We start from the raw sequence: 24,661 nt of genomic DNA on the forward strand, positions 1-24,661 counted from the left end.
TCTGGCCCGCCGCCGTGGTGGGTGCGCTGGCCGCCGTGGCCGGGACGGTGGTGCTGCCCGCGGGGACGGCGCGGCTGCGGCGCGGCGCCCCGGCGGCGCTGGCCGCGATGACGTTGTTCGGCGCCGGGTACGGCGGCGCCGACAGCCTCATCACCATCCTGCTGACCCACGAGTACGGCGTCGGCCTCGCCCGCGCGGCGACGGTGCTGAGCGCCGCCCCGATCGCGTGGGCGCTGACCAGCCTGGCCGTCACCCGGACCGCTCCCGAGCGGCAGGTCCCGGCGGCCGGGCTGGCGCTGACGGCGGCAGCGGCGGCCGTCCTCGCCGCCGGGCCCCGGGAGTTCGTGGTCGCACTGGTCGTCTGGACCGTCGGCGGGGCCGGGGTCGGGCTGGCGTATCCCGGCCTGTACCTGCGCGCGACGACGCAGCCGCCCGCGCTGCCCGCGCCGGCCGCCGCGCAGCGGCGCGAGGCGGATGGTGGGACCGACTCGGCCGCTGGAGGTCTGCGGTCCGATCCGAGAGCAGACCCCCAGCACGCAGAGAAGCGCCCCGGCCCCGCCGGACGGACCCAGCAGACCGCTGGAGGACTGCGGTCCGCTCGGACTGCAGACCTCGAGCACACAGGCAGGCGCCCCGGCCCCGCCGGACGGCCCCACCAGACCGCTGGAGGACTGCGGCCCAATCCGACAGCAGACCCCCAGCACGCAGAGAAGCGCCCCGGCCCCGCCGGACGGACCCAGCAGACCGCTGGAGGACTGCGGTCCGATCGGACTGCAGACCTCGAGCGAACAGGCAGTAGCACCGGCCCGGCAGGCACCACCGGCCCGGCCGAGCGGGCTCGCCGGGAGGCGCAAGCCGCCGAGGCGGCCACGGCGGTCATCACGGCCGAGGCGGTCGGCGGGCTGCTCGGCCGGGCCGGCGGCGGGGCGCTGGCCAGCCTCGACGGCGGCGCGCCGCTCGCCTACGGCGTGTTCGCCGTCCTGCTTGCTCTGGGCGCGCTGGCCGCCACCCGCAGCCGCGCACCGTCGCCCACCAGATGACTCGCGACGGATAGCCGACGGTGAGGAGCGCGCTGGGGGCCGGGGCCGGCCCGCGCACGTACGGACCGGCCCCGGGGTCGGTGGGTCGGATCAGTGGGTCAGAAGCGGCCGCACTGCTCCTGGCTCGCGAACGGCAGGTCCTCGTACCCGGACACGTCCTGCGTGGCCAGCGACCCGTCGGCCGCGGCCCGCAGCACCGCCATCGTGGGGATGCGGAAGAGGTTCTCCAGCTGCCCGTTGCTCTTCTGCCCCACGGAGCGGACCTCGTAGAAGATCGCGCCCTTCGTCGGGCTCTGCAGGACCGGCTGCTCGCCGGCCGGCGCGGTGCCGCCCATGAGCATCCGGCTGAGCCCGGCGTTGGTGATGTCGATCAGCGGGTAGTGCGCGACGTTCGCCAGCCCGTACCGTTCGAGCGCGTCGACGCTGGCCATCGCCATCTGCCGGTTGGTCAGCCACTGCTCGGCCGTCATGCGGCTCGGGTCGATGGAGCGGGCGCCGATCTGGAACTGGTTGAGGTCGTTCGTGCCTTCGACGATCGGCGACTGGCCCATGTGGTGCAGGTCCAGGGCCAGCTCCGGCGCGACGTCGCGCCACAGCTTCCAGAAGGCGACGGTCTCGGGCTGGGCGAAGTTCTCCCAGTCGCGGTTGAGGTCGATCCGGGTCGGCGTGGTGCTCTGCCGGATGTTCGCCTCGGCGCCGTCGGGGTTGTACATCGGGATGACGACGACGGTGAGCTGCTCGCGGATCTGCCGCGCGTCGGGGGCGCCGCTGGCGAGGTAGTCCAGGATCTGCAGGACGGCCTCGGTGCTGTGCAGCTCGTTACCGTGGATGCGGGCCTGCAGCCAGAACGTCGTCGGGCCAGTGCCGACGGTGGCGTAGTACAGCTCGCGCCCCTCGCCGGAGGTGCCGGCCGACGCCACGCTGACCAGGCCGTTGCTGGTCCGCTCGATCCGGTCCAGTTCCCGGATGACATCGGCGTACCCCGCGACGCTGGAGAGGCTGACGTTCTGGTCGGGCTGCAGGCAGGGGCCGCCGGGCAGGTGCGCCGGCTCCGACGCCGCCGTCGCGGCGCCGGTCAGGACGGTGGCCAGCATGCCGATGCCGGCCAGGCCGGTGACGATTCTGCGCATGGTCGTCTCCCTCACAGGTCTCGGGGGTTGCCGATGGACGGGCCGGCCGGCGGGATGTCCCAGTAGCGGTCGCCGTCGACGGCGTCGATCGCGCCGGAGGCCAGCGCCTCGAGCGTCACGCCCATGCCGACGAGCGACTGCTGGATGAGCATGCCCATCGACTTCTGGGCGACCGAGCGGGTCTCGTACAGCATGATCCCGGCGCCGTTGAGGGCGTACGAGCCGAGCGCGGTGCCCGGCAGCTCGACGTCGGGGTACCGCGTGATGCCGCCGAACGGCGACTCGCCGAGCGACCGCAGCATGTCCCAGACCAGCACGTTGATCCGGAAGCTCAGGTCACGCACGGCCGGGTCCAGCGGGAACTCCGGCGTGCCCTCGGTGACCAGCCCGATCACCTGCAGCGTGGTGAGCTGGTTGTCGGTATCGGACTCGACGTTGCTGCCGCGGTGGTGGTGGTCGACGAACACCTCGGGCTGCAGCCGTTGGAAGATCGCGGCCGACGTGCGCGCCTCGGGCGTGACGAAGAAGCCGGGCAGTTCCGACCGGCCCGGCAGCAGCGCCTCGTCGCCCGGCTTCAGGCGGAACGTCAGGTCCGGGTGGAAGTCGCGGTTGATGTCGTAGCCGGAGACGCGGCCCGGCTGGAGCAGCGACCGCGGCAGGTACCACGGCGCCGGCGTCGCGGGGTCGAGGCCCCACTCCTGCGGTGTCCAGAGCTGCGTGTTCTGCCGCCGCTGGACGAGGAAGCCGGTCTCGTCGCGGAAGTCGGCGCCGTCCATGTTGAGGCGCGGGATGAACCAGATGGTGAGCCGGTCGAGGATGTCGCGGACGGTGGGGTGCGAACTGGTCGCGAGCGTCTGCATGAGCCGGAGCACCACCTCGGTGCCCAGCGGCTCGCCGCCGTGGATCTGGGTCTGGATGAGGACCGGGAGCTTGCCGGCCTCCGGCTCGCCGAACCGCGCGAGGTGGATCGGCCAGCCGGTGGCGGACTGCCCGGCCACCTCGACGGCCATGCGGCCCTTCGACCGGGCGGCGATGGTGGCCAGTTTCGGCCCGAGCTCGGTGTTGGCGGTGAGGGCGACCTTCTGAACGGTCTGGTCGGGCTGCAGCCACGGCCCGTTCGGGCGGGACTGTGGTTCCGCGTGGGCGCTGGGGGCCAGGGCCGCCCCCACTCCCAGACCGGCGACTCCAGCGAGGAACGTGCGTCGGCGCATGTCGGCTCCTGTGGTCGGTGACATAGCACCTTCGTGATCGCCGTCACGCCCCGAAAGGGCACGGGCCCGAATTAGGCGATCGCCCCAATCAATTCGTGGCCGCGCCCGGCCGGCAGACGACCCCGGGCGAAGACGCGCAGCGGGGCCGGAAACGCGTACGTCAGCGGCCCGGTCGGCGTCAGGACGTGCTGGTCGGCCAGCGACTCGATCAACGCGGCCGCGGCGCCGGGCGGCACGTCGAGCAGGCCGGCCGCCGTCACTGCCGAGAACTCGGCGACGTCGGCCGCCGCGAGCACCAGGAAGGCCCGCGCCTGCTCCGGCGTGAGCCGCGCCAGCATCGACGCGTAGGGCGCCTCGATCAGGGTGCATTCCGGTGGCGACACCGGCGCGCCGCGGCTCGGCGGGCCCAGCCGGCGCAACGCGTCGGCCATGCTCCACTCCGGCCGCGAGGCGATCCGCTCGCCGATCGCCCGCACGACCTGCGGCAGGCCGGCGGTGCCGCGCAGCAGCGCCCCGACGGCGTCCGGCTCCCGCCGCAACCGATCGACACCGACCAGCGACTCGAGCAGCGCGTGGGCGTCCGCCTCCGCCAGCGGGCCGAGCGTGAACCACTGGGCGGCCGGCACGCCGTAGACCCGCTGCCGCGCCGTGACCACGACCGCCGCACCGCCGGAACCGGGCATGAGCGGCCGCAGCTGCCCGCCGTCGGTGGCGTCGTCGAGCACCACCAGCAGGCGGCGGCCGCTGGTGAGCGTCCGCCACAGGGTGGCGCGCTCCCCCTGCGAGCCGGGCAGCTCCGCGGCCGGCACACCGATGCCGTGCAGCAGCTCGGCGAGCGGGTCGGCGGAAGTGCCGAGGTCGACGAAGAGATGACCGTCGCGGAAGTCGCCGCGGGTCCGCCCGAGATGCACGGCGAACGCGGTCTTGCCGATGCCCGCCAGCCCTTCGATGCCCACGACCGGCACGCTCGCGCCGGACGGCGTCAGTGCGGCGGCCACCCGGTCGATCTCGTCGCGCCGGCCGGCGAACAGCGGCAGGTCGGGCGGGAGCTGGCAGGGCCGGACGGCGAACGCGGCGGCCTTGCCGGGGCGCGCGTCGCCCGGGCGGCCGGCGCCGGGCACGGCGTCGAGCGTGGGGTCGGCCGCCAGGATCCGCCGCTGCATGGCGCGCAGGTCCGCCCCCGGGTAGAGACCGAGCTCGTCGGCGAGCCGCCGCTGGATGTCGGCGAAGACGGCGAGCGCGTCGGCCTGGCGCCCGGACCGGTAGAGCGCCAGCATGAGCAGCTCGTGCGGCCGTTCCCGCAGCGGTTGCTCGGCGATCAGCTCGGTGAGGTCCGCGACGGCCAGGGCGGGCCGGCCGGCGGCGATGTCCGCCGCGGCGAGGTCCTCACGCGCCGCCAGCCGCAGCTCGGCCAGGCGGACGCGCTCGAACTCGGCGAAGTCCGCGGCGATCCCCGCCAGCGGGGTGCCGCGCCAGAGCGCCAGCGCGGCGCGCACCGCCGTCGCCGTCCCCTCGGCGTCGCCGGAGCGCTGCGCCGACCGTCCGGCGCCGAGCAGCCGCTCGAACTCGCGCACGTCCGTCGCGCCCGGGTGGACGGCGTAGCCACCGGCGACCGACTCGACGGCGGCGGCGCCCAGCGCACGGCGCAGCCGCGACACGTACGACCGGACGATGCCGACGGCGGCCGGCGGCGGCTCGTCGCCCCAGAGCGCGCTGGTCAGCCGGCTCACCGGCACCGGGGTGCCGTCCTGCAGGAGCAGGAACGCCAGCAGCGCCCGCTGCTGCGGCGAGCCGAGCGCGATCTCGCGGTCGCCGCGCCACGCATGCACCGGCCCCAGCAGCTGGAACCGCGGCTGGTCCGCCACGACGCCTCCTCCGGATCCGATCGGCACCCATCGGGCGCAACGACCGGTCCGGAGGGGCTATTCCGATCAGGCGTCCTCGAACGCCTCGCGGTGCTCGGCCAGCCAGGTCGCGAAGTCCTGCAGGCGCGGGTTGAGCTCGCGGACCCGATCCGGCACGCGGACGCCGGCGAAGGCGTCCTCGTGCTCGGCGTAGAAGAAGAACATGTTGGCGATGTCGTCGGCACCCGGCACCGGCAGCGCGCGCACCTCGTCGAGGGTCATCGGCCGGTACTCGACGGGCTCGCCCAGCTCCTTGCTGAACGCCGCCGCGTACTGCTCGCCGGTCAGGTTCTCGCCGGAGACGTTGATCGTCCGACCGGCCAGCTCGGGGCCGCGCGCGAAGATCCCGAACGCCGTCCGGCCGATGTCCTCCACGGCGATGCCGGGCAGCTTGCTGTCGCCCATCGGCACCCGCACCGCCAGCACGCCGTCCTCCCCGCGCGACGGCGGGAAGAAGTCGATGAACGAGTCGAAGTAGAACGTCGTCGACAGGTACGTCGTGGGCACGCCGGCCTCGGCGAAGTACGCGTCCGCCTCGCCCTTGCCGTCGAAGTGCGGCACCTTGTAGCCGCCGGGCAGCGTCGGCGCGCGGTGGTCGTCGGGGTCGATGTGCGCGCGGGTGTCGGGCAGGGTCGACCAGATCACGTGGCGCAGGCCGGCGGCCGCTGCCGCGTCGGCCAGGGTCCGGGCCTGCCGCTGCTCGCGCTCGACGGAGTTGTACTCCCAGAACGCGGTGACGAAGTAGCCGCCGTAGGCGCCGTCGAGCGCGGCCCGCACGCTCGCCTCGTCGTCGAGGTCGGTCTGGACGATCTCCGCCCCGCGGGCAGCCAGCGCCTTCGCCGCGTCGGAGTCGGGCCGCCGGGTGAGCGCCCGGACGGCGAACCGCCGCTCGGGGTCGTCGAGGATCGCCCGCGCGACCCCGCCGCCCTGCTGCCCGGTGGCGCCCACCACGGCGATGATCTTCTGCTCGGTCATGTCGGATCTCCTCGGTTCGGGTCGTCGGGGCCGGGGGTGCCGGCCACGTCCCGAGGCAATCGCGGTGGCGTTGACGTCTCGTGCATATTCGATTGACGCGCAGGTCAGCGGCCCTAGGCTGGCCGGGTGTACACCGATGACGACGTGGCGGCGCTCTACGAGGTGCTCAACCCCTGGGGTCCCGGCGACGACTTCTACCTCGAGCGGGTCATGGCGGCCGGCTCCGTCCTGGACGTCGGCTGCGGACCGGGCACGCTGCTGCGCCGCGCCCGCGACGAGGGGCACACCGGCCGGTTGTGCGGCCTCGACCCCGACCATGCCGCGCTGAGCCGCGCCCGCCGCCGTCCCGACGTCGAGTGGATCGAGGGCCGCGCCGCCGACCTCACCGCGGCGGGCGAGTTCGAGCTGGCGGTCATGACCGGTAACGCGTTCCAGGAGCTGGTCGGCGACGACGACCTGACGGCGTCGCTCGCGACGATCCGCCGGGCGCTGGCCGGCGGCGGCCGGTTCGCGTTCGAGACGCGGAACCCCGGCGCGCGCGAGTGGGAGTCGTGGCGGCCCGAGAACGGCATCGAGGTGGTCGACGACGCCGGGCGCGAGCTGCGCGTCTGGCACGAGGTCGAGGCGGTCGCGGACGGCCGGGTGACCCTCACCGAGACCACGGGGACACGCGACGGCACGCCGCTGCGCGTCGACCGCGCCACGCTGCGGTTCACCGACGCCGAACGGCTGGACCAACTCCTCGGCGCGGCCGGCTTCGCCGTCGAGGAACGCTACGGCTGGTGGGACCGCCGGCCGTTCGCCCCCGACAGCCGCCTGATCGTCACAATCGCGCGGGCCGTCGATGGCTGACGTGACGCGGGTGGCCGTGCTCTCCGACACGCACGCGCCGCGGTTCTGGAAGGCCTGCCCGCCCGCGGTCGCGCAGCGGCTGGACGGCGTCGACCTCATCCTGCACGCGGGCGACGTGTGCGTCCCGTCGGTGCTGGACGAGCTGGCCGCGTTCGCGCCGGTCCACGTCGTGCTCGGCAACAACGACGGTGCCGACGTCGCGGCGTGGGGCGCGCCGGAGGAGCTGCACCTCACCGTCGCCGGCGTGCGCATCGCCATGCTGCACGACAGCGGGCCGGCGTCCGGGCGGCTGCCGCGGCTGCGGGCCCGCTTCCCCGACGCCGGCCTGGTGGTGTTCGGGCACTCGCACATCCCGTGGAACGAGGAGTCCGGCGGCTTCCGCGTCTTCAACCCCGGCTCGCCGACCGACAAGCGCCGTCAGCCGCAGGGCACCATGGGCCTGGTGGAACTGGCCGCCGGGCGGGTCGAGTCGGCCGAGATCGTCCCCGTCACGCCCTGAGTGTCACTACCCAGCTGGCGTGCTCGCTCCGGCCCGCCCATGCAGGCGGCGCTGGGTGCGGGCGCGGTCGCCGGCGTGCTGGTCGGAGAAGGCGTGTACGGCCTGCGTGAGATCGCCGGCACGACCTACCCGCCGTACTGGTGGGGCTCGATCGTCGCCGGGCTGCTGCTGGTTGCCGCGGTGGTCCTCGCCCGCCGGCTCTCCGCGCGGGCCGCCGCCGTCGCCGTCGCCGTCACCGCGCTGGCCGGCGCCGCGTTCGTGCTGGTCTACAGCGCCGACCTCGTCACCGTGCTGCACTGAGCGCGTCGGGCACCGGTACGGCCGCGCCGTGGCCGTCGGTCCGGGCGGTCCGGCCGTGCGGCAGCGCCAGGGCCGCCACCGCGCCCAGCCCGACGACGCCCGCGCCCACCAGGACGGCGATCGTCGCCGCGTCGACGTAGCCGGTCGGCGTCAGCTCGCCGCCCGCGCCGGTGAAGACCGCCGTCAGCACCGCGATCCCCAGCGCGACCCCGACCTCCCGGAGCGCGGAGTTCGTGCCGGACGCCTTGGCGTTGTCCTCGTCGCGGATGGTGGCCAGGACGGCGGTGGCGCTCGGCGCGATGACCAGGCCCATGCCGACGCCGGCCAGGACGAACGCCCCGGCCAGTCGCCCGTAGCCGACGTCCTCGGTCATGACCAGCGCGATCCACGCGAGCGCGGCGGCCACGAACACCAGGCCGGTGACGATCGGCAGGCGGGTGCCCAGGCGCGGCACCGCGAGCCCGGCCAGCGGCGCGACGACCATCGGTGCCATCGTCCACGGCATCGTCAGCACGCCGGCCTCCAGCGGGCTGTATCCCTGCACGACCTGCAGGAACTGGATGAGGATGAAGATCGCCCCGAACACCCCGAAGCTGAACAGCACGCCCACCACGTTCGCCGCCGAGAAGCCGCGGTCGCGGAACAACCCGAGGGACAGCAGCGGGTCGGCCGTCCGGCGCTCCCAGGCGACGAACAGCCCGAGCAGCACGATGCCGGCGGTCAGCGTCGACACGATCTGCGCGCTCCCCCAGCCCACGGCTTCCGCACGGACGATGCCGTAGACCAGCGCGAGCAGGCCGGTGCTGGCCAGCCCGACGCCGACGAGGTCGATGCGGACGCGCCGGCCGAACGACTCCGGCAGCACCGCCAACACCAGCGGCAACGACAGCACGCCGACCGGCACGTTCAGCCAGAAGATCGCGTTCCAGCTCAGTCCCTCGACGACGGCGCCGCCGACGAGCGGCCCGAGCGCGACGCCGAGCCCCGTGACGCCGCCCCACACGCCGATGGCCATGGGCCGCAGCCGCGGCGCCACCGACGTGGACAGCAGCGTCAGCGACAGCGGCATCAGCGCCGCGGCCGCCGCGCCCTGGACCGCGCGGGCGGCGATCAGCTGCCACGACTCCACGCTGACCGCGCACAGCACCGACGCCACCGTGAACAGCCCGAGCCCGAGCGCGAACACCCGACGCCGCCCGAACCGATCACCGAGCGCGACGGCGACGAGGATGAGTCCGGCGAAGGCCAGCGTGTAGGCGTTGACGAACCACTGCAGCTCCTCGATGGACGCCTCGAACTCGCGTTGGAGCACCGGCAGCGCGCTGGTCACCACCAGGTTGTCCAGCGCCGCCATGAACATCGGCAGCGACGCCGCCAGGATCAGCAGCCACGTCGGCCGGGGTCGCACGCCGTTCATCCGCCACTCCTTCCGAAGGTTGTTATTGGTTGATTACTTAAACAGTAGTAATCGGCTGATAACATGTCAACCATGGAGACGACGAGACAGCGGCTCCCGGCGGCCGAGCGGCGCGAGTCGATCCTGGCGGCGGCGACCGTCGTGTTCGGCGAACGCGGCTACGCGGGTGCCACCACCGACCAGATCGCCACGGCGGCCGGCATCAGCCAGGCCTACGTGGTGCGCACGTTCGGCAGCAAGGAGACACTGTTCGTCGAGGTCGCCCGGCGCGCCGTCGGCCGCATCGAGGCCGCGTTCCGGTCCGCCATCGAGGCCGACGACGGCCGGCCGGTCGACCAGCGGCTCGGGCAGGCCTACCTCGAGCTCATCGCCGACCGCGGCATCCTGCTGGCGCTGCTGCACATCTTCAGCCTCGGAAACGACCCCGCCATCGGGCCGGTCGGCCGCGAGGGGTTCCTGACCATCTACCGGCTGGTCCGCGACGAGGCCGGGCTCGCGCCCGAGGACGCCAGCCACTTCCTCGCCGAGGGCATGCTGATCAACACGGTCCTGGCGCTGCAGCTGCACGACTGCGACGATCCCGACGCACTGGAGCTGGTCACCCAGGCCTGCGGCGGCGATCTCGTCCGCTTCCGCGCCCTCGCCGCCGGCTGACGGGCGTGTTCGTCCGGCTGCTCGGCCCGCTCGAGGTCACCGGGGACGACGGCGCCCGGCTGGCCGGCTCGCCGCGGCACGCCGTCGAGGCGCAGGTGTCCCCGCTGCGAGCGCGCGGCATTCCGTCGAGCAGGGGGCGGGGTACCGGCTGGCGCTCGATCCCGACGCTGTCGACGTGCACCGCTTCACTCGTCTCGCAGCTCCGCCGTCGTCCCACCGCCGGCCCGTTGATCATGGAGAAATCGGGCTTCCGGCTGGGCGGGAAGCCCGATTTCTCCATGATCAACGGGGAGTACGGGGCGGTGACGGCACTGACGCGACGGCCGAGGCGCTGCGGGAGGCGCTGGACCTCTGGCGCGGTCCGGCCCTCGCCGATCTGGGTGCGGCGCCGTTGTCGCCGAGACCGCTGCCGGCCTGGAGGAACGGCGGCTCGCGGCCGAGGAGGACCTCGCCGAGGCCGAGCTCGCCCTCGGCCGGCACCGCGCGCTGGCCGTGAGCGGGCCCTCCGGCGCCGTCAGAGCTTCTCGGCCACCGGGATGACGTCGGCGCCGATCCGCTCGAGGCCGTCCAGCCGGGGCACCGTCGGGACGTAGCCCAGCGCGGCGTCCACGCCCAGGTCGGCGAGCCGGGCGAGCTCGTCGATGAGCTCCTGGGTGCGCTCGCCGTTCTCACCCACGTCGAGCGGGTGGTAGACGGTCTTGGTGATCTCGTCGTAGTCGCGGCCGACATCGGCGCAGTGCTGGCGCAGCACGTCGAGCTTGCGCGGCAGCTCCGGCGTGTTGAACAGGTTGCAGGCGTCGCCGTACTGCGCGACCAGCCGCAGCGTCTTCTTCTCGCCACCGCCGCCGATCATGATCGGCGGGTGCGGCCGGCTCAGCGGCTGCGGCGAGTTCAGCAGCCGCTCGGCCTTCGTGAACCTGCCGTCGAACGGGGCCTCGTCGTCGGACCACATCTGCAGCAGGTAGCGCAGCGCCTCCTCGAGACGCTCGAACCGCTCGGCGGTGGACGGGAACGGGAAGCCCAGGCCGCGGGACTCCTCCTCGTTCCAGCCCGCGCCGATGCCCATCATGGCCCGGCCGCCGGACAGCACGTCGAGCGTGGTGACGGCCTTCGCCAGCAGGCCCGGCTCGCGGTAGTGGATGCCGGTGATGACGGTGAGGAGTTTGGCCCGCTCGGTGTGCGCGGCCAGGAAGCCCAGCGTCGTGTACGCCTCGAGCATGTCGTTCTCGGACGGGCCGACGCCGCGGATCTGGAAGAAGTGGTCCATGACCGCGACGTACTCGAACCCGGCCTGATCGGCGGTTCGGGCGACGGCGGCCAGCTCGCCGCCCAGCGCGGCGGGGCCGTTCGGCCAGGTGAAGTTGGGAATCTGCAGACCGACCTTCATGACGTGATGGTTCCTTCGCTCGGGGAGCCAGAGGTGAGATGCTTCGCAAGGGAAGCGGTCGACTAAGGTGGAGGGATCCCTCCGTATCACCATACGGAGGGTCGCCTCCGTTTGCAAGGGCGCTGGAGCGAGGTGACGGCATGACGACCGCGGACGGCACGGCGGGCAGCGGCGGCGGTGGGACGCTCGACGTCTTCGCGCGCCGGCCGAAGCGCGCCGACGCGCGCCGCAACTACGAGAAGCTGCTCGCCGCCGCGCGTGAGGCGTTCGCCGAGGCCGGCGTCTCCGCGTCGCTGGAGGACATCGCCCGCCGGGCCGGCGTCGGCATCGGCACGCTCTACCGTCACTTCCCCACCCGGCAGGACCTGTTCGAGAGCGTCTACGTCGACGAGGTCGAGGCGCTGTGCCGCGCCGCCGACGAGCTCGCCGGCCTGCCGCCGTGGGACGCGCTGGCCGGCTGGCTGCGCCGGTTCGTCACGTACACCGCCACGAAGCGGGCCATCGCCGAGGCGCTCAACCACGACTCCTCGGTCTTCGCGACCTGCAGGAAGGCGATCAACACGGCCGGCGAGCCGCTGCTGCGCCGCGCCCAGGACTCCGGCGCCGCCCGCCCCGAGGCGTCCTTCGACGACGTCCTGCGTCTCGTCGGCGGCGTCACGATGTACCCGTTCGCCGACCCCGTCCAGCTGGAGCGCGTGCTGACGATGGCGCTCGACGGCATCAGGGTCCGGCCGGCCGCGGGCTGATCACCGAGTCGATGGATGGACGCCTGCCCGCTGGGTAGTCCCCGCCCGGCCGGGTGGGCTCCCACTCTAAGGGCGGGCACCGACACCCGCCGCGCGACCTGGGCCGTGGCCGGGACTCGTCGCGTTGGCGACACGTCGACGGGGCCAGGATCGCGTAGCTCACCAGGCGTTCTTTCGCTTGACCAGGCCTGCATGCCTGTGAGAACCGTGTTCATGGGCGGTTTGGTGGTGCCCTGGCGCCACCAAACCGCCCATGAACACGGTTCTCAACAGGCGAACGCCGTGAAGGCCCGAGAGTCGGCCGTCGACGCCCGAGGCGTGCCCAGACTTGCCCGTCGCCTGATCGCTGCCCGGTCCTGGCCGCGGACACCCAGGTCGAGCCGACCCCGGCCTGGGGACACGCCCGCGCGATCAGCGCGCGTCGTCGAGGTAGGCCTGAGCGACCTTCTTGGGCGCGCGGTCCAGCCAGGCCTCGACCACCAGCTCGGTCAACTCGGGCTCGTCGATGCGGTCCAGCCGCACCAGCACCGCCGGGTACCCGTCGAAGTGCGGCGTGGTGAAGAAGACCTCCGGGTCGTCGGCGAGGATCGCCTCCTTGGCGCCGAGGTCGGCCACCCATGCGCCGAGGATGGGCCCGTCCGGCGCGGCGTCGCCGAGGGCCGCGAGGTCGGCCTTGCGCAGCGGCCGCTCCCAGACGAACGACTTGTCGCGCACCCGCCAGCTGCGCAGGCCGTCGCGGCCGGTCTGCTCGCTCGCCTCCGGCAACGCCGTGGCAATGCGGCTGACGTCGTCCCAGCTGCACATGTGATCACGGTAGACCCGCCGGGCCCGCGTTGGACAGAGCCCGCGGTCACTCGGCCGCGGTCTCGCCGGGCGGCTGCCACGGCGGCAGCGCCCACGTCCAGGTCGGCATGGGCTCGGGCGGACCGGGCCGGACGCCCGGCTGGGACAGCAGGACGGCCATCCGGCTGCCCCACTCGACGTAGCCGGTGAACGCGGTCCGGAACTCCGGATCGGCGGGCAGGCCGGTCTCGTCGGCCGCGTCCTGCAGCAGCTCGACCCAGCGCCGGCGCTGCCGCTCGGTGATCGCCTTGCCGAGGTGCATGCCGACCATGTGCGCGTGCCCGCCTCGCTGCCGCGAGTACACCGGCGGCCCGCCGAACACCCCGCCGAGCCAGGCCGCGACGTGCCGCGGATGGTCCGGATCCATGTCGCGGAACAGCTCGCGCAGCTCGGGATCGTCGCGCACCCTCGCGTAGAACGCGGTGAACAGCCGCTCGAGCGCGGCGGCGCCACCCGCCCACTCGTACAGCGTCGGAACGGTCACGCCACGAGTCCACCATCGGCGGCCGCCGGGGACAAGAACGTATCTTGTGCTCGAGGCCCTCTACGCCTGGGGCGAGGAGCACGCGGCGCGGCACGGGATCGCGATCACGCCGGTCGAGTGACCGTCGTCCCGGTTCAGGCCGGCCGGGTCCGGATGCTCTCGATGATCCGGTCGAACGCCTGGCGACGGAGCTGTCGGCGCGGCTGGCCGGGCTGGGCCGCGTGGCGTTGCTGCGCGGTGACCTCGCGACCGCCGACGACCTGCACGAACGGGCCCGGCTGCTCGGCGCGGCGGCGGCCGCCCGCGACCGGTCCGGTGCGCCGCTGCCGCCGGCCGAGAGAGGTGACGTCGACCGCATCACCGCCGCGGCTGCCGCCGTCCTCGGCCGCGCCGGGTTCGAGGCCGAGTTCGCCGCCGGCCGCCTGCTGCGCCCGGATGCGGTGGACGCGCTGCTCAGACCAGCCGCCGCCAGAGTTCCGGGTAGTCGGTGACCAGCCCGTCGCCGTCCACCGTGAGGTCGGCGGTGAAGTCGCCCGAGGAGTACCGGTAGGTCGCCGTGTCCAGCCGCTCGTACCGCTGGTCCACCGCCTGCGTGGTCAGGCCGTCGTCCACCTGCACGTAGACGATCCGCGGCTCGGCCGACTCGCCGACGGCCAGGCCGAGGCGGCGGATCGGCAGCGTGTTGGTGAACGGCGTCAGCGCGATGTCGACATCGACACAGCCGGCCAGGTCGGGACGCTCCGCGCCGTCGCCGCCGAACCAGCGGTCGTCGTCGCGTCGGTCCAGCACCAGCCCGGGCTCTCCGTACGGCGCCAGCGTCAGCCGGCGCACCGTCCAGTCCGGGCCGGCGTCGATCGTGTACGCCAGCCGGGTCGGCCGGCCGTCCAGCGCGACGATCATCCCGTCGGCCCGCATACCGTCGCCGTCGGCGTGCAGCACCAGGTGCTCGGTCGCGGGCCACGCCAGCGCCGACCACATCACCTCTCGCTCCGCGTGACCGGTCATCATGAACGCCAGTCAACACCGCCGTCCGTGCGCGCGCACCGGGCGCGTCAGGCCTCGGTGCCCGGAATCGGCTCGGCCGGTGCCGGGTAGCGCGGACCCCACCATGCCGCCCACCGCTCGTTCAGCTCGGCGTAGGCCGCCTCGTCGAGCCCGAACGTGCTGAGCACGGCCATGGCCGCGCCGTCCGGCTTCTGTTCGCCCGGCGGCATGAAGGCGACCACGAGCAGCCCTTCGCCCCACGCGTCGACGGTGAGCCCGAGCTGGTGCGACGACCGGAACCAGACCTCGCCGCCGACGTGCTGCCCCGCCAAGGTCGCCCGGTACGCCGACCCCGCCGGCCGCGTCGCGACCTCGTCGAGGCCGAGCTCGGTGACCAGCGGCGGCGCGCCGGCCGTCGTCCCGGCGAAGAACGCCGTGCGGCGTGGCGCGTCGGGCTGGCGCTCCACGTGGAAGCGCAACTGCTGCAGGAACGTCGCCCAGCCCTCGGTGATGTCGTCGTAGTAGGCGTCCCACTCGGGGCTGACGCCGCGCGGCGCCCGGGTCAGCGTGACCTTGGTGCCCTCGCCCGCCGGCTCGAGGACGATGTGGTCGCCCTCCTGGACGCCGAGCGTGCGGGCCTGCGCGTCCTCGGCGAAGCCCTGGAAGTAGATGAGGTCGATCTCGTCGTCGAGGCCGGGGGCGTCCCAGCCGTGCCAGTGCCTGATGCGGTCCTTCTCGCGCAGCGCCCGCCACACCTCGTCGATCGGTGCGGCGATGGTCACCTCGATGCGCGGTCGCTCGGTCATGATCGGTCTCCTCCGCGTGGGGCCGGGTAGCCGCCGGCGACCATCCGGTAGGGACGGCCGCCCTCGGTGTCGAAGCGCGCGACGACCTGCCGCACCGCCTCGGTCAGGTCGTCGGTGAAGGTGTGCACGTCGCCGGGGCCGGCGAACCGGACCTCGGCCTCGATGGTGAACGTGAGCAGCCGTTTGCCGGCGTCGTCGGCCTTGGCCTGCATGCGGGCGACGTCGCGGACGGTGTCGGCCGCGACGCTCACCAGGTGCTCGGCGGCGTACTGGTCCTGCAGCCGGGCGAACCGCGCCTGCTCGTCGCCGGCGGACATGACGGCGGGATCGACGACGACGGCTCCCGGCTTGGCCCGCAGGATCCGCTCGACGCAGCCGCGCCGCTTCCGCTCCTCGACCAGCTCGACCAGACCGGCCGCCTCGAGCACCCGCAGGTGGTAGTTGACCCGCTGCCGCGGCAGCCCGAGCGCCGCCGCCAGCTGCGTGGCCGACGCCGGCTCGCGCAGGTGGGTCAGCAGCTCGCGCCGCGGCGGGGCGAGCGCGACCCGTACGTCGGCCGGCTCCTCGAGATACGTGATCGCCGCCATGCCCCCATCGTCGAATTGACAGTTCAATTTGTCAATATGCGCGCCAACGCACCCTCGCCCGAGTTGATCTTGGAGTTGTTCGGCAATCGCCGGGCGAAATGTCCGATAGATGACCGGACTACTCCAAGATCAACTTGGTGGGAGGGTCGAAACAGGATGCGGCGCGGCGCTGGGTGGGCCGGGGCGGTGGGTCAGCCGGTGGAGAGGACGGCGCGGTCGGGCACCACCCGGCCGAGGCCGCGCAACCATGCGTCCGGCGGGTCCGGCCACCAGCGGCCCGAGCGCAGCGCGGCGATGGTGTCGCGGACGGTCGCGACGTCGGCTGCTGCCGGCACGACGCGGTTCGGCGAGGCGCCCGCGAGCACCCCGAACCACCAGTGCCGCCGGGTCTCCGCCAGCGCGTCGGGGTCGAGGACGACGTAGTAGTCGGGCAGCGCGGTAGCCTCCGTGCGCAGCGAGCGCAGCGCCGCCTCGACCGCGACCTCCAGCGTCCCGGCCGGCGCCGTGCCGTCGAAGAACCCCGCCCAGGCGGCGCCGACGTCGGCGAGCGGGTCGACGTCGTGCACGACGTAGGCGGCATGCGACTGCGCGACGGCCGCTCGGACCCGGCGACCGGGGTCGTCGTCGCCGGGCGCCCGCGGAACGGCCCGGACGTTCGCCAGGCCGTCGAGCCCGGCCACCACACGCGCGGCGTCGTCGCCGACGATCACCACCACCGTGCTGTTCGGCCGCACCACCCACCACTCCCCACGCATCGGGCCGCGCACGCGCTCCGGCCCACTCCTGCTCCCGACCAGCCCTCGACGAGATCCAGTCTAGGAACGCCGCCGCGGGCCTATGCTGCCGCTCGTGAAGTACATGCTGCTCATCTACGGCAACGACGAGACCTGGCAGCGCATCTACGACGGCGACAGGGCCGGCGACGACCACATGCGCGCGCACCGCGAGCTGACCGAGCGGCTGGTCGCGTCGGGCGAGTACGTGGCGTCGCAGGGGCTCACGGTCGAGTCGGCCCGGACGGTGCGGGTGCGCGACGGCGTGCCGGCGGTCACCGACGGCCCGTTCACGGAGGCCAAGGAGGTGCTGGCCGGCTTCTACCTGATCGACTGCGCCGGCGTGGAGCGGGCGACGGAGATCGCGGCGCAGGTCCCCGAGGCGGCGCTGGACCTCGTCGAGGTGCGCCGGGTGCTCGACCCCGCCGACATGTAGCCGGCGGAACACGAGGTCGTCGGGCCGGGCAAGCCCCGGCAACGGTCACCCGGTCCTGCGTCCCGCACCGACGACTCGGGGAGCCTCCGGCCCGCACTCGTCGCCGGTCGTGCCCAGCCCTCCTGGGCTCAGGCGGGCGCCTCGGGGTCGAGGCCGAGCGCCGCGCGCCCGCCGTCGACCGGCACCGTCGCTCCGTTGACGAACGAGGCGTCGTCGGAGAGCAGGTGCGCGACGACGGCCGCGACCTCGTCCACGCGCCCCACCCGCCCCACGGGGTGCAGCTGCCGGAGCTGCGCCTCGACCTCTGCGGCCGCGGACGGCGACAGCCCGGCGAGGTAGGCGTCGTAGCGCTCGGTGGCGATGGATCCCAGCGCGACGGCGTTGGTGCGGATGCCGCGCCCGCCGTACTCCACCGCCAGCGCCCGGGTGAGACCCTCGATCGCCGCCTTGGCCGTGGCGTACGGCAGCGAACCCGGAACCGCCCGCTGCGCCTGGTGCGACGACACGTTGACGATGGCGCCGCCCTGCCCGTGGGCGAGGAAGCGGCGCACCGCAGTCGTGCAGCCGACCACGACGGGATCGAGGTTGAGCGCGATGAGCCGCGACGTCTCAGCCGCGCCCGTGGAGTGCACCGATGCGTCGCGGAACACCGCGGCGTTGTTCACCCAGCCGGCCAGTGGCGCGGCCGACTCGGCGAGGTCGGCGGCGTGCCAGGCGACGCCCTCGTCGGACGCGCTGCCGGCGACCGCCAGCGCCCGCGGGCCGGCCGGGTGCTCGCGCAGCCAGCCGAGCGCCGTCGGGTCGAGGTCGAGCGCCACGACGGCGCCGCCGGTCTCGAGCAGCCGTTCCACGACGGCCCGGCCCACGCCGCGGCCGCCGCCGGTCACCACATACGAGCGGTCCATGCCTCCACCCTGCCACGGGGGTCCGACGGTCAGGACGGCGGCGACGGCGGCTCCAGGAAGACGACGGGGATGACGCGGTCGGTGTTGGACTCGTAGAGCCGGTAGCCCTTGTACGCGGCGAGCACCCGCGGCCACCAGACCGCGCGCTCGTCCGGGCCGGCCGTCCGTGCCCGGGCCGGCCAGCGCCGGCCGCGCACCTGCACCGTGACCTCGGGGTGCGCCACGAGGTTGGTGTACCACTGCGGATGCCGCGGCCGGCCGCCCCACGACGCGATGACCACCAGATGCTCGTCGTCGTGGAGGTAGAGCAGCGGGACGGTGTGCGGCCGCCCGGTCCGCGAGCCGGTCGTGGTGAGCAGCAGCATGTCGTTGCGCACCAGCCGCCGGCCGAGGACGCCGCGGGTCGCCCGGTACAGCCAGATGTGCAGCCGGGACAGCCGCCGGGCGGTCGCGTCGCGCATGGGCCGCTCCCTGGGGTCAGGTGTCGTAGACCTCGTCGAGCGGCACGGCGGGATTGGCGAGCTTGACCTCGTCGACCGGGTTCCCGGAGCGGATCAGGGCCTTGATCGGATCGCCGACGTCCCACACGTTGACGTTCATACCCGCGACGACCCGTCCCTCACGCAGCCAGAACGAGATGAACTCGCGCGCCGCGACGTCGCCGCGGTAGACGACGTCGTCGTAGCCGCCCGGCGTCACCAGGCCGTGGAACTCCATGCCGAGGTCGTACTGGTCGGTGTAGAAGTACGGCAGCTCGTCGTAGACGGCGTCGCCGCCGAGCATCGTCGACGCCGCGACCGCCGGCTGGTTGAGCGCGTTGGCCCAGTGCTCGACCCGGATGCCCGGCCCGAGCAGCGGGTGGTCGGCCTCGGCGATGTCGCCGGCGGCGACGATGTCGGGGTCGCTGCTCTGCAGCCGGGCGTCGACGACCACGCCGGAGTGCACGCGCAGCCCTGCCCCGGCGGCCAGTTGCAGGTTCGGGGCGGCACCGACCCCGACGACGACGGCGTCGGCCTCGATGCGGCTGCCGTCGGCGAGGACCGCGCCGCTGACGCCGTCGGCGCCGGCGGTGAACCGCTCGACGCCCACGCCGGTGCGCAGGATGACGCCGTGATCGGTGTGCAGGCCGGCGAAGACGCGGGCCAGCTCCGGACCCAGCGGGCCGAGCAGCGGCAGCTCCTGCGCCTCGAGGACGGTGACCTCGACGCCGGCCGTGCGGGCGGCCGCCGCGACCTCGAGGCCGATCCAGCCGCCGCCCACCACGAGCAGCCGCCGCACCGACCCGATGGTCGCCTTGAGGGCGTCGGAGTCGGGCAGCCGCCGCAGGTAGTGCACGCGCGCGGCGTCGGCGCCGGGGATGTTCAGACGGCGCGGGCTGGAGCCGGTGGCCAGCAGCAGCTTCGCGTAGCCCACGGTGCCGCCGTCGTCCTGGACGACGGTGTGCGTGCGGGTGTCGATCTCGACCACCGTGGTGCCGAGCCGCAGGTCGACGTCGTGCTCGGTGTACCAGGCCTCGTCGTGGACGAACGCGCTGTCGCGTTCGGCGTTGCCGAGGAGGTAGTCCTTGGACAGCGGCGGGCGCTCATAGGGGCGGTCGGGCTCGTCGCCGATGAGCACCAGCGGGCCGTCGTAGCCCTGCTCGCGCAGTGCCTCGGCGCCCTTGGCCCCGGCGAGTCCGCCGCCGACGATGACGAATGGCTGCTCGGTCACCCCGCCACGCTACCGGTCGATCGCCGGCTTCCGCGTCCGCGGCGGAAACTCGCCGGACCTTGTCGGACCCGGCTGGTTCACTGCGGCCATGACGACTCTTCGTGACACCGCCGAGCTGTTCGGGTCGCTGCACCGGCCCGGGTCCCCGCTGCTGCTGCCGAACGCGTGGGATCCGCTCAGCGCCCGGCTGGTCGAGGCCGCCGGCGGGCCCGCGGTGGCCACCACCAGCGCCGGGGTGGCGTGGGCGCTCGGCACGGCCGACGGCGACCACATCGACCGCGACAGCGTGCTGGCGCTGACCCGCCGCGTGGTGGCGGCCGTGAGCGTGCCCGTCACCGCCGACGTCGAGAGCGGGTTCGGCGCCACGCCCGACGAGGTCGGCGTCACCGTCGACGGCGTGCTGGCCGCCGGCGCCGTCGGCGTCAACATCGAGGACGTGCACCCCGACGACCCGAGCGCGCTGCGCGACCCGGCCGAGCAGTCCGAGCGGCTGGCCGCCGCCCGCGCGGCCGCCGACGCCGCTGGCGTGCCGTTGTACGTCAACGCCCGGGTCGACACCTACCTGCGCTCCGTCGGCGCCCCTGACGGCCGGTTCGCCGACACCGTCGCGCGGGCGCGCGCCTACCTCGCGGCGGGCGCGTCGGGCATCTTCGTCCCCGGCGTCGTCGACGTGCCGACGGTCACCCGGCTGGCCGCGGAGATCGACGGCCCGCTCAACGTCCTGGCCGGCCCCGGCGCCCCGCCGGTCGCGGAGTTCGCGGCCGCCGGGGTGGCCCGGGTCAGCCTCGGCTCGTCCGTCGCCGCGGCGGCGTACGCGGTCGCCCGGCGTGCGGCGCGCGAGCTGTTCGACGACGGCACCTACGCCGAGCTGGAGGGCGGGCTCGCCTATGGCGACCTCAACGCGCTCATGTCGTGAGCAACCCTGCCTGGCGCCGGCACGTCGCACGTGCGGCCGGTTCATACGGTGCCGCCCGGCAGCTGCCTGCTGCGGACGAGGTAGTCGGCGATCTGGTGGAGTTTGGTGTTGGTGGTCTGGCTCGTGCGCACCAGCAGATCGAAGGCCTGGTCGCTGGTGAGCTGGTAGCGCTCCATCAAGATGCCCTTGGCCTGGCCGATGAGGTCGCGGCTGGCGACGGCGATGGTGAGGTTGGCGATGTTCTGGGCGTCGGCCATGGCGACGGCCGCGTGCGCGGCGAAGAGCAGCCCGATCTCCTCGGCGTCATCATCGGAGAACGCGCCGGACCGTTCGGAGTAGAGGTTGAGTGCACCCAGGTCGTCGCCGGTGACGAAGAGCTGGAACGACAACATGCTGTGCACGCCGAGCTCCACGGCGCGGGCGGCGAACCGCGGCCAGCGCGGTTCGGTGGCCAGATTCGACGAGCGCACCGTCTGCCGCTGGTAGAGCACGTCGACGCACGGCCCTTCGGCGAGCTCGATCTGCGCCTGGTCGACCTTCGCGACGATGTCGTCTGAGAAGACCGGTGTGCGCACGGTGGCGCGGCGTTCGATGACGGAGATGCCGGCGTACTGTGCGCCGGGGATGGTGTCCACGGCCGCGTGCACGATGCTGCGCAGCGTGTCGTCCACGCCGTGCTGCTCCTGCAGCTGCCGCGCCAGCTCGCCCATCCGCTGCGCAAGAGTGTCGATCACCCGGGATTCGGCGGGAGCCACCGCGCTGCGGCGCTGGTGCCCCCCGAGCTCTCGCCTGTCCATCGTCACCGCCCTCGCTGAACGCTTCCGACCTCAGGCACTTCCCCGAACCGCGCCACCGCAAACGGACGGGTGGGCAGGCGCGGGCGGCGCCGGATACGAGCCGGATCGGATTCGGCAGGCGTGGAAACGCGCCGAGAGGGCATCGGACCAGAGCAGGAGCGCCTGACAGCCTGGGATGTCAGGCACCCCAGGTCTCGGCCGTTGAGCCACCAGCGGCTGAGACCGCCCGCACCGCCGTGTTCGGCGCCGGCCGGCCGGAGGGGCGGCCGCCGCCGCCCCTCCGGCCGGGCCGATGACGCCGCGATCAGCGCCGGTACAGCTCCGGGTTGAGCGGGCTGGCCGCCAGCTGGCCCGGCTCGATCCCGGGCAGGGTGGCGGCGAGGTTGCCCACCTGGTGATGGTTGACCGGCTCGGCGGCGACCATGTCGGCGTCGATGTAGATGATGGTCATCACCCGGCGCGGCTCGGCGGCGACGTTGGGACCGGCGTGGTGGAACGTCCAGCCCAGATGGAAGCTGGCGTCGCCCAGGGCGAACGGCTCGTTGACCACTGGCAGCTGCTGCTCGGCCAGCGCCACCTGCAGGGCCGCCTCGGACTCGTCGCTGATCGGCAGGTCGCGGCCGAACTCGAACCGGTGGCTGCCCGCGGCGAACTCCAGCGGCCCCATCTCCAGCGGGGTGTCCTGCAGCGGCAGCCAGATCGTGCCGCACCGGTCGGTCGACAGCGGCCAGTAGTACTGGTCGGCGTGCCAGGGCGTGATGCCGCCGCCGGGCTCCTTGTACAGCGCCTGGTCGTGGTAGAGCCGCACGCCCGCGACGCCCAGGAGGTCCGCGGCGATCCTGGCCAACCGGCGCGAGAACACCAGCTCGCGCACGAGATCGCTGTGCCGCCACAGGTTGCCGACCTGCAGGAACGCCTTGTTGTACGTCGAGCGCTCCTCCATCGGCAGGTGCATGGTGTTCAGCTCGATCACCTTCGCGGTGATCTCCGGCTCGTAGTGGCGGACAACGTCGGGGTCGAGCACGCCGGGCAGGTGGACGAAGCCGTCGCGCTCGAACGCGGCGATCCGGTCCGGCGCGAGGTCGTAAGGGGTGTCCAGGGCGGTCGGCGACGTGGTGGTCATCGGTCCTCCAGGAAGCGGTGCGGTCTCGGCTGGGCGCCCACCTCCATGCTGGTGGCGCGTACCCAGCCGCCACCACGCCGCCGATGACGACTTCCGGTACTCTCGCGACCGCCGCGGCCGGCGCCAAGCCGCGATGACGCGCGCACCGTATCGTCGAGCTCATGCGGCCCGCCTTGGAACACGTCGGCACCACGGGCGGTCTGTCCTGGAAGCGGCACCTCTACCGCACGTCCCGGTTCCGGTTCAGCTGGCACTTCCATCCCGAGGTCGAGCTGACGCTGATCACCGCGGGCACCGGGACCCGGTACGCGGGCGACAGCATCGAGCCGTACGACCCCGGCCAGTTGACGCTGTTCGGCGCCGGCGTGCCGCACGCGTTCGTGTCGGCGGCGCCGGGCCACCACGAGGCCGTCGTGATCCACTTCCGGCCGGATTTCCTGGGCCCGGGGCTGTTCGACGTGCCGGAGTTCGCGGCGGTCGGTGCGCTGCTCGCCCGGGCCGGGCGCGGGCTGGAGCTGCCGGCGCCGGAGCCGGCCGTCCGCAGGCTCGTCGCGCTGACCGAGCGGAGCGGCGCCGACGGCACCCTCGGGCTGCTGGACGTGCTGGTCCGGCTGGCCGACGGCGCACCGGGGCGGCCGCTGGCCAGTCCGGGCTACCGGTCACCGGACCGTCCGGACGGCCGCCGCCGGATGGACGACGTGTTCGGTTTCCTGCACGCCGAGTACGGCGAGCCGATCACCCTCGGCGACGTCGCCGCCGTCGCCCACCTGTCGCCGGCCGCGTTCAGCCGGTTCTTCCGCCGCGCGACCGGCCGCACGTTCACCGCGTACCTCACCGAGCTGCGCGTCGGCGCCGCCTGCCGGCTGCTCACCGACAGCGATCGCGCGGTCTCCGACATCGCCGCGTCCTGCGGGTTCGCCAACCTCTCGAACTTCAACCGGCGCTTCCGCGAGCTCAAGGCGATGACGCCGCGCGAGTACCGCGCCCGCTTCGGCTGACGGCGGGTGACGGCCGGTGCCCGGCCCGGAGCATCGGAGATGTCACCGCCGGGTGGCACAGTGGGGGTGTGTACCGCGAGCGACCGTCCACCATCGCGCACGCGGTGGTCTGGTCCTCGACCGTGGCGGCGGCCGAGGAGCACCGGGTGCTGCCCGACGGCTGCCTCGACCTGCTGTGGTCAGGTGGCCGGCTGATGGTGGCCGGCCCCGACACCGTCGCGCACTTCGCCTCGTGGCGGCCGGGCACGCCGTTCGTCGGCCTCCGGTTCGGACCCGGGGTCGGCCCGCGGGTGCTCGGACTCCCGGCACACGAGCTGCGCGACCAGCGGGTGCCGCTGGACGCGCTGTGGCCGGGCGCCGACGTGCGCCGGCTGGGCGAGCGCCTGGCCGAGGCGCCCGACCCCGGCGCGCTGCTCGAAGGCATCGCCGAACGCCGGCTCGCCGACGCGCCGCCGGCCGACTCCGTCGTCGAGCGGGTGGCGTGGCGGCTGGGGCAGGGTGCCGCGGTCGGCGCCGTCGCCCGCGAGGTCGGGCTGAGCGCGCGGCAGCTGCACCGGCGCAGCCTCGACGCGTTCGGATACGGGCCGAAGACGCTGGCCCGCATCCTGCGCCTGAACCGGGCGCTCGAGCTGGGCCGTTCCGGCACCCCGGCGGCCGACGCCGCGTTCGCGGCCGGGTACGCCGATCAGGCGCACCTGTCGCGCGAGGTGCGCTCGCTGACCGGCGTCACGCTCACGACCCTGGTGGCGTGACACCCGGCAGGGCGGCGTAGAAGTCGACGCCGTGGCCGTCGGGGTCGAGCACCACGGCGTAGCGCTGCCCCCAGAACGCGTCCCACGGCTCCAGGTGGCTCTTGGCGCCGGCGGCGATCATCCGCTCGTAGGCGGCATCGACGCCGGCCGGGTCGCCACAGTCGAAGGCGAGGCTGCCGTGGCCGCCCGTGGCCGGCGTGAACCCGGGGTCGAACGCGGCGATCGTCTCGTGCGTGTCGAGCAGCAGCCGCACCCCCGGCGCGAGCGGGATCTCCGCGTGCGGAGCGGACTCCGCACCATCGGGGACCTCGAGGCCGAGCGCGCGGTAGAACTCCAGCGAGCGGGCCATATCGGCGACCGCGAATCCGATGGCGTTGAAACGTGGCTGTGTCATACCCGGGACGCTACGGGCCGCCGGCCGACCCCGTCTTG

At 73.9% G+C, this 24,661-nt stretch carries 28 protein-coding genes and 1 pseudogene; 11 read left to right on the forward strand and 18 right to left on the reverse strand.

Annotation, left to right across the window (positions count from 1 at the left end):
- Positions 1-1,040, forward strand: a pseudogene (locus tag DY240_RS31740) (hypothetical protein); the annotation flags it as partial.
- Positions 1,041-1,138: 98 nt separating this feature from the next.
- Here the strand turns inward: DY240_RS31740 and DY240_RS07640 are convergent.
- The 4 genes from DY240_RS07640 to DY240_RS07655 all read right to left on the reverse strand — a co-directional run bounded on the left by DY240_RS07640 (position 1,139) and on the right by DY240_RS07655 (position 6,260).
- On the reverse strand, positions 1,139-2,170 hold the full coding sequence (locus DY240_RS07640) for a M14 family zinc carboxypeptidase (protein ID WP_119659350.1): 1,032 nt from the start codon (positions 2,168-2,170) through the stop codon (positions 1,139-1,141).
- Positions 2,171-2,181: 11 nt separating this feature from the next.
- Positions 2,182-3,381, reverse strand: a complete 1,200-nt coding sequence (locus DY240_RS07645) for a M14 family zinc carboxypeptidase (protein WP_158602773.1) — start codon at positions 3,379-3,381, stop codon at positions 2,182-2,184.
- Positions 3,382-3,452: 71 nt separating this feature from the next.
- Complete coding sequence (locus tag DY240_RS07650; protein WP_158602774.1) at positions 3,453-5,246, reverse strand: AfsR/SARP family transcriptional regulator; 1,794 nt, start codon at positions 5,244-5,246, stop codon at positions 3,453-3,455.
- Between the two features lie 66 nt (positions 5,247-5,312).
- Positions 5,313-6,260 carry an NmrA/HSCARG family protein gene (locus tag DY240_RS07655; RefSeq protein WP_119659353.1) on the reverse strand — a complete coding sequence of 316 codons (948 nt, stop codon included), beginning with the start codon at positions 6,258-6,260 and terminating at the stop codon, positions 5,313-5,315.
- A gap of 126 nt (positions 6,261-6,386) precedes the next feature.
- Here DY240_RS07655 and DY240_RS07660 point away from each other — a divergent pair, with 126 nt between their 5' ends.
- Genes DY240_RS07660 through DY240_RS07670 form a run of 3 tightly spaced genes read left to right on the forward strand, consistent with a single transcriptional unit; the run spans position 6,387 to position 7,911 of the window.
- Positions 6,387-7,112, forward strand: a complete 726-nt coding sequence (locus tag DY240_RS07660) for a class I SAM-dependent methyltransferase (protein ID WP_119659354.1) — start codon at positions 6,387-6,389, stop codon at positions 7,110-7,112.
- Positions 7,105-7,611 carry a metallophosphoesterase family protein gene (locus DY240_RS07665; RefSeq protein ID WP_119659355.1) on the forward strand — a complete coding sequence of 169 codons (507 nt, stop codon included), beginning with the start codon at positions 7,105-7,107 and terminating at the stop codon, positions 7,609-7,611. The genes DY240_RS07660 and DY240_RS07665 overlap by 8 nt, the downstream gene beginning before the upstream one ends.
- 39 nt (positions 7,612-7,650) lie before the next feature.
- Positions 7,651-7,911 (forward strand): DUF6518 family protein, encoded by a 261-nt coding sequence (locus tag DY240_RS07670; RefSeq protein WP_119659356.1) that lies wholly within the window; start codon positions 7,651-7,653, stop codon positions 7,909-7,911.
- On the opposite strand, the gene DY240_RS07675 is transcribed toward DY240_RS07670, so the two are convergent.
- A complete protein-coding gene (locus DY240_RS07675) occupies positions 7,895-9,328 on the reverse strand; it encodes a DHA2 family efflux MFS transporter permease subunit (RefSeq protein WP_119659357.1) in 1,434 nt (477 codons plus the stop codon). The two genes, DY240_RS07670 and DY240_RS07675, sit on opposite strands and share 17 nt — an antisense overlap.
- A gap of 72 nt (positions 9,329-9,400) precedes the next feature.
- Between DY240_RS07675 and DY240_RS07680 the strand changes: the two genes are divergently transcribed.
- Positions 9,401-9,982: a TetR/AcrR family transcriptional regulator gene (locus DY240_RS07680; protein WP_119659358.1), complete on the forward strand. Its 582-nt coding sequence runs from the start codon at positions 9,401-9,403 to the stop codon at positions 9,980-9,982.
- A gap of 514 nt (positions 9,983-10,496) precedes the next feature.
- Here the strand turns inward: DY240_RS07680 and DY240_RS07690 are convergent.
- The gene (locus DY240_RS07690) at positions 10,497-11,369 is read right to left on the reverse strand and encodes an LLM class F420-dependent oxidoreductase (RefSeq protein WP_119659359.1); all 873 of its coding nucleotides are present in this window, start codon (positions 11,367-11,369) and stop codon (positions 10,497-10,499) included.
- A gap of 140 nt (positions 11,370-11,509) precedes the next feature.
- Here DY240_RS07690 and DY240_RS07695 point away from each other — a divergent pair, with 140 nt between their 5' ends.
- Complete coding sequence (locus tag DY240_RS07695; RefSeq protein ID WP_119659360.1) at positions 11,510-12,115, forward strand: TetR/AcrR family transcriptional regulator; 606 nt, start codon at positions 11,510-11,512, stop codon at positions 12,113-12,115.
- A gap of 411 nt (positions 12,116-12,526) precedes the next feature.
- Here the strand turns inward: DY240_RS07695 and DY240_RS07700 are convergent, their stop codons facing one another.
- Entirely contained in the window at positions 12,527-12,919 is a 393-nt protein-coding gene (locus DY240_RS07700) for an MmcQ/YjbR family DNA-binding protein (RefSeq protein WP_119659361.1), read from the reverse strand.
- A gap of 46 nt (positions 12,920-12,965) precedes the next feature.
- Positions 12,966-13,442: a group II truncated hemoglobin gene (locus DY240_RS07705; RefSeq protein WP_119659362.1), complete on the reverse strand. Its 477-nt coding sequence runs from the start codon at positions 13,440-13,442 to the stop codon at positions 12,966-12,968.
- Between the two features lie 221 nt (positions 13,443-13,663).
- Between DY240_RS07705 and DY240_RS07710 the strand changes: the two genes are divergently transcribed.
- Positions 13,664-13,933 carry a hypothetical protein gene (locus DY240_RS07710; RefSeq protein WP_119659363.1) on the forward strand — a complete coding sequence of 90 codons (270 nt, stop codon included), beginning with the start codon at positions 13,664-13,666 and terminating at the stop codon, positions 13,931-13,933.
- Here DY240_RS07710 and DY240_RS07715 read toward each other — a convergent pair.
- From DY240_RS07715 to DY240_RS07730, 4 genes are all read right to left on the reverse strand, one after another.
- The gene (locus DY240_RS07715; protein ID WP_119659364.1) at positions 13,896-14,450 is read right to left on the reverse strand and encodes a putative glycolipid-binding domain-containing protein; all 555 of its coding nucleotides are present in this window, start codon (positions 14,448-14,450) and stop codon (positions 13,896-13,898) included. The genes DY240_RS07710 and DY240_RS07715 overlap by 38 nt on opposite strands.
- 44 nt (positions 14,451-14,494) lie before the next feature.
- On the reverse strand, positions 14,495-15,232 hold the full coding sequence (locus tag DY240_RS07720) for an SRPBCC family protein (protein WP_119659365.1): 738 nt from the start codon (positions 15,230-15,232) through the stop codon (positions 14,495-14,497).
- Positions 15,229-15,819, reverse strand: coding sequence for a winged helix-turn-helix domain-containing protein (locus tag DY240_RS07725; RefSeq protein WP_119659366.1), 591 nt, complete (start codon positions 15,817-15,819; stop codon positions 15,229-15,231). Before DY240_RS07725 ends, DY240_RS07720 begins: the two co-directional genes overlap by 4 nt.
- 191 nt (positions 15,820-16,010) lie before the next feature.
- The gene (locus DY240_RS07730; protein WP_119659367.1) at positions 16,011-16,556 is read right to left on the reverse strand and encodes a hypothetical protein; all 546 of its coding nucleotides are present in this window, start codon (positions 16,554-16,556) and stop codon (positions 16,011-16,013) included.
- 121 nt (positions 16,557-16,677) lie between these two features.
- On the opposite strand from DY240_RS07730, the gene DY240_RS07735 reads away from it, so the two are divergent.
- Complete coding sequence (locus DY240_RS07735; RefSeq protein ID WP_233552647.1) at positions 16,678-17,028, forward strand: YciI family protein; 351 nt, start codon at positions 16,678-16,680, stop codon at positions 17,026-17,028.
- 128 nt (positions 17,029-17,156) lie between these two features.
- Here the strand turns inward: DY240_RS07735 and DY240_RS07740 are convergent, their stop codons facing one another.
- From DY240_RS07740 to DY240_RS07750, 3 genes are read right to left on the reverse strand one after another with little or no spacing between them, the layout of a single operon-like run.
- Positions 17,157-17,933: an SDR family NAD(P)-dependent oxidoreductase gene (locus DY240_RS07740; RefSeq protein WP_119659368.1), complete on the reverse strand. Its 777-nt coding sequence runs from the start codon at positions 17,931-17,933 to the stop codon at positions 17,157-17,159.
- Positions 17,934-17,962: 29 nt separating this feature from the next.
- Entirely contained in the window at positions 17,963-18,394 is a 432-nt protein-coding gene (locus tag DY240_RS07745; RefSeq protein WP_119659369.1) for a nitroreductase family deazaflavin-dependent oxidoreductase, read from the reverse strand.
- A gap of 16 nt (positions 18,395-18,410) precedes the next feature.
- Entirely contained in the window at positions 18,411-19,643 is a 1,233-nt protein-coding gene (locus DY240_RS07750; protein WP_119659370.1) for an NAD(P)/FAD-dependent oxidoreductase, read from the reverse strand.
- Between the two features lie 88 nt (positions 19,644-19,731).
- Between DY240_RS07750 and DY240_RS07755 the strand changes: the two genes are divergently transcribed.
- Positions 19,732-20,559 carry an isocitrate lyase/PEP mutase family protein gene (locus tag DY240_RS07755; protein ID WP_119659371.1) on the forward strand — a complete coding sequence of 276 codons (828 nt, stop codon included), beginning with the start codon at positions 19,732-19,734 and terminating at the stop codon, positions 20,557-20,559.
- 41 nt (positions 20,560-20,600) lie between these two features.
- Here the strand turns inward: DY240_RS07755 and DY240_RS07760 are convergent, their stop codons facing one another.
- A complete protein-coding gene (locus DY240_RS07760; protein ID WP_199701033.1) occupies positions 20,601-21,293 on the reverse strand; it encodes a GAF and ANTAR domain-containing protein in 693 nt (230 codons plus the stop codon).
- Between the two features lie 367 nt (positions 21,294-21,660).
- Complete coding sequence (locus DY240_RS07765; protein WP_119659373.1) at positions 21,661-22,479, reverse strand: phytanoyl-CoA dioxygenase family protein; 819 nt, start codon at positions 22,477-22,479, stop codon at positions 21,661-21,663.
- A 161-nt stretch (positions 22,480-22,640) separates the two neighbouring features.
- Between DY240_RS07765 and DY240_RS07770 the strand changes: the two genes are divergently transcribed.
- Positions 22,641-23,477 carry an AraC family transcriptional regulator gene (locus DY240_RS07770; RefSeq protein WP_119659374.1) on the forward strand — a complete coding sequence of 279 codons (837 nt, stop codon included), beginning with the start codon at positions 22,641-22,643 and terminating at the stop codon, positions 23,475-23,477.
- A gap of 68 nt (positions 23,478-23,545) precedes the next feature.
- Positions 23,546-24,229: a helix-turn-helix domain-containing protein gene (locus tag DY240_RS07775; RefSeq protein ID WP_119659375.1), complete on the forward strand. Its 684-nt coding sequence runs from the start codon at positions 23,546-23,548 to the stop codon at positions 24,227-24,229.
- On the opposite strand, the gene DY240_RS07780 is transcribed toward DY240_RS07775, so the two are convergent.
- Positions 24,210-24,623, reverse strand: a complete 414-nt coding sequence (locus tag DY240_RS07780) for a VOC family protein (RefSeq protein WP_119659376.1) — start codon at positions 24,621-24,623, stop codon at positions 24,210-24,212. The genes DY240_RS07775 and DY240_RS07780 overlap by 20 nt on opposite strands.
- Positions 24,624-24,661 lie beyond the last annotated feature (38 nt).

Origin of the sequence: Jiangella rhizosphaerae, assembly GCF_003579925.1 — a bacterium.
Classification (GTDB): domain Bacteria; phylum Actinomycetota; class Actinomycetes; order Jiangellales; family Jiangellaceae; genus Jiangella; species Jiangella rhizosphaerae.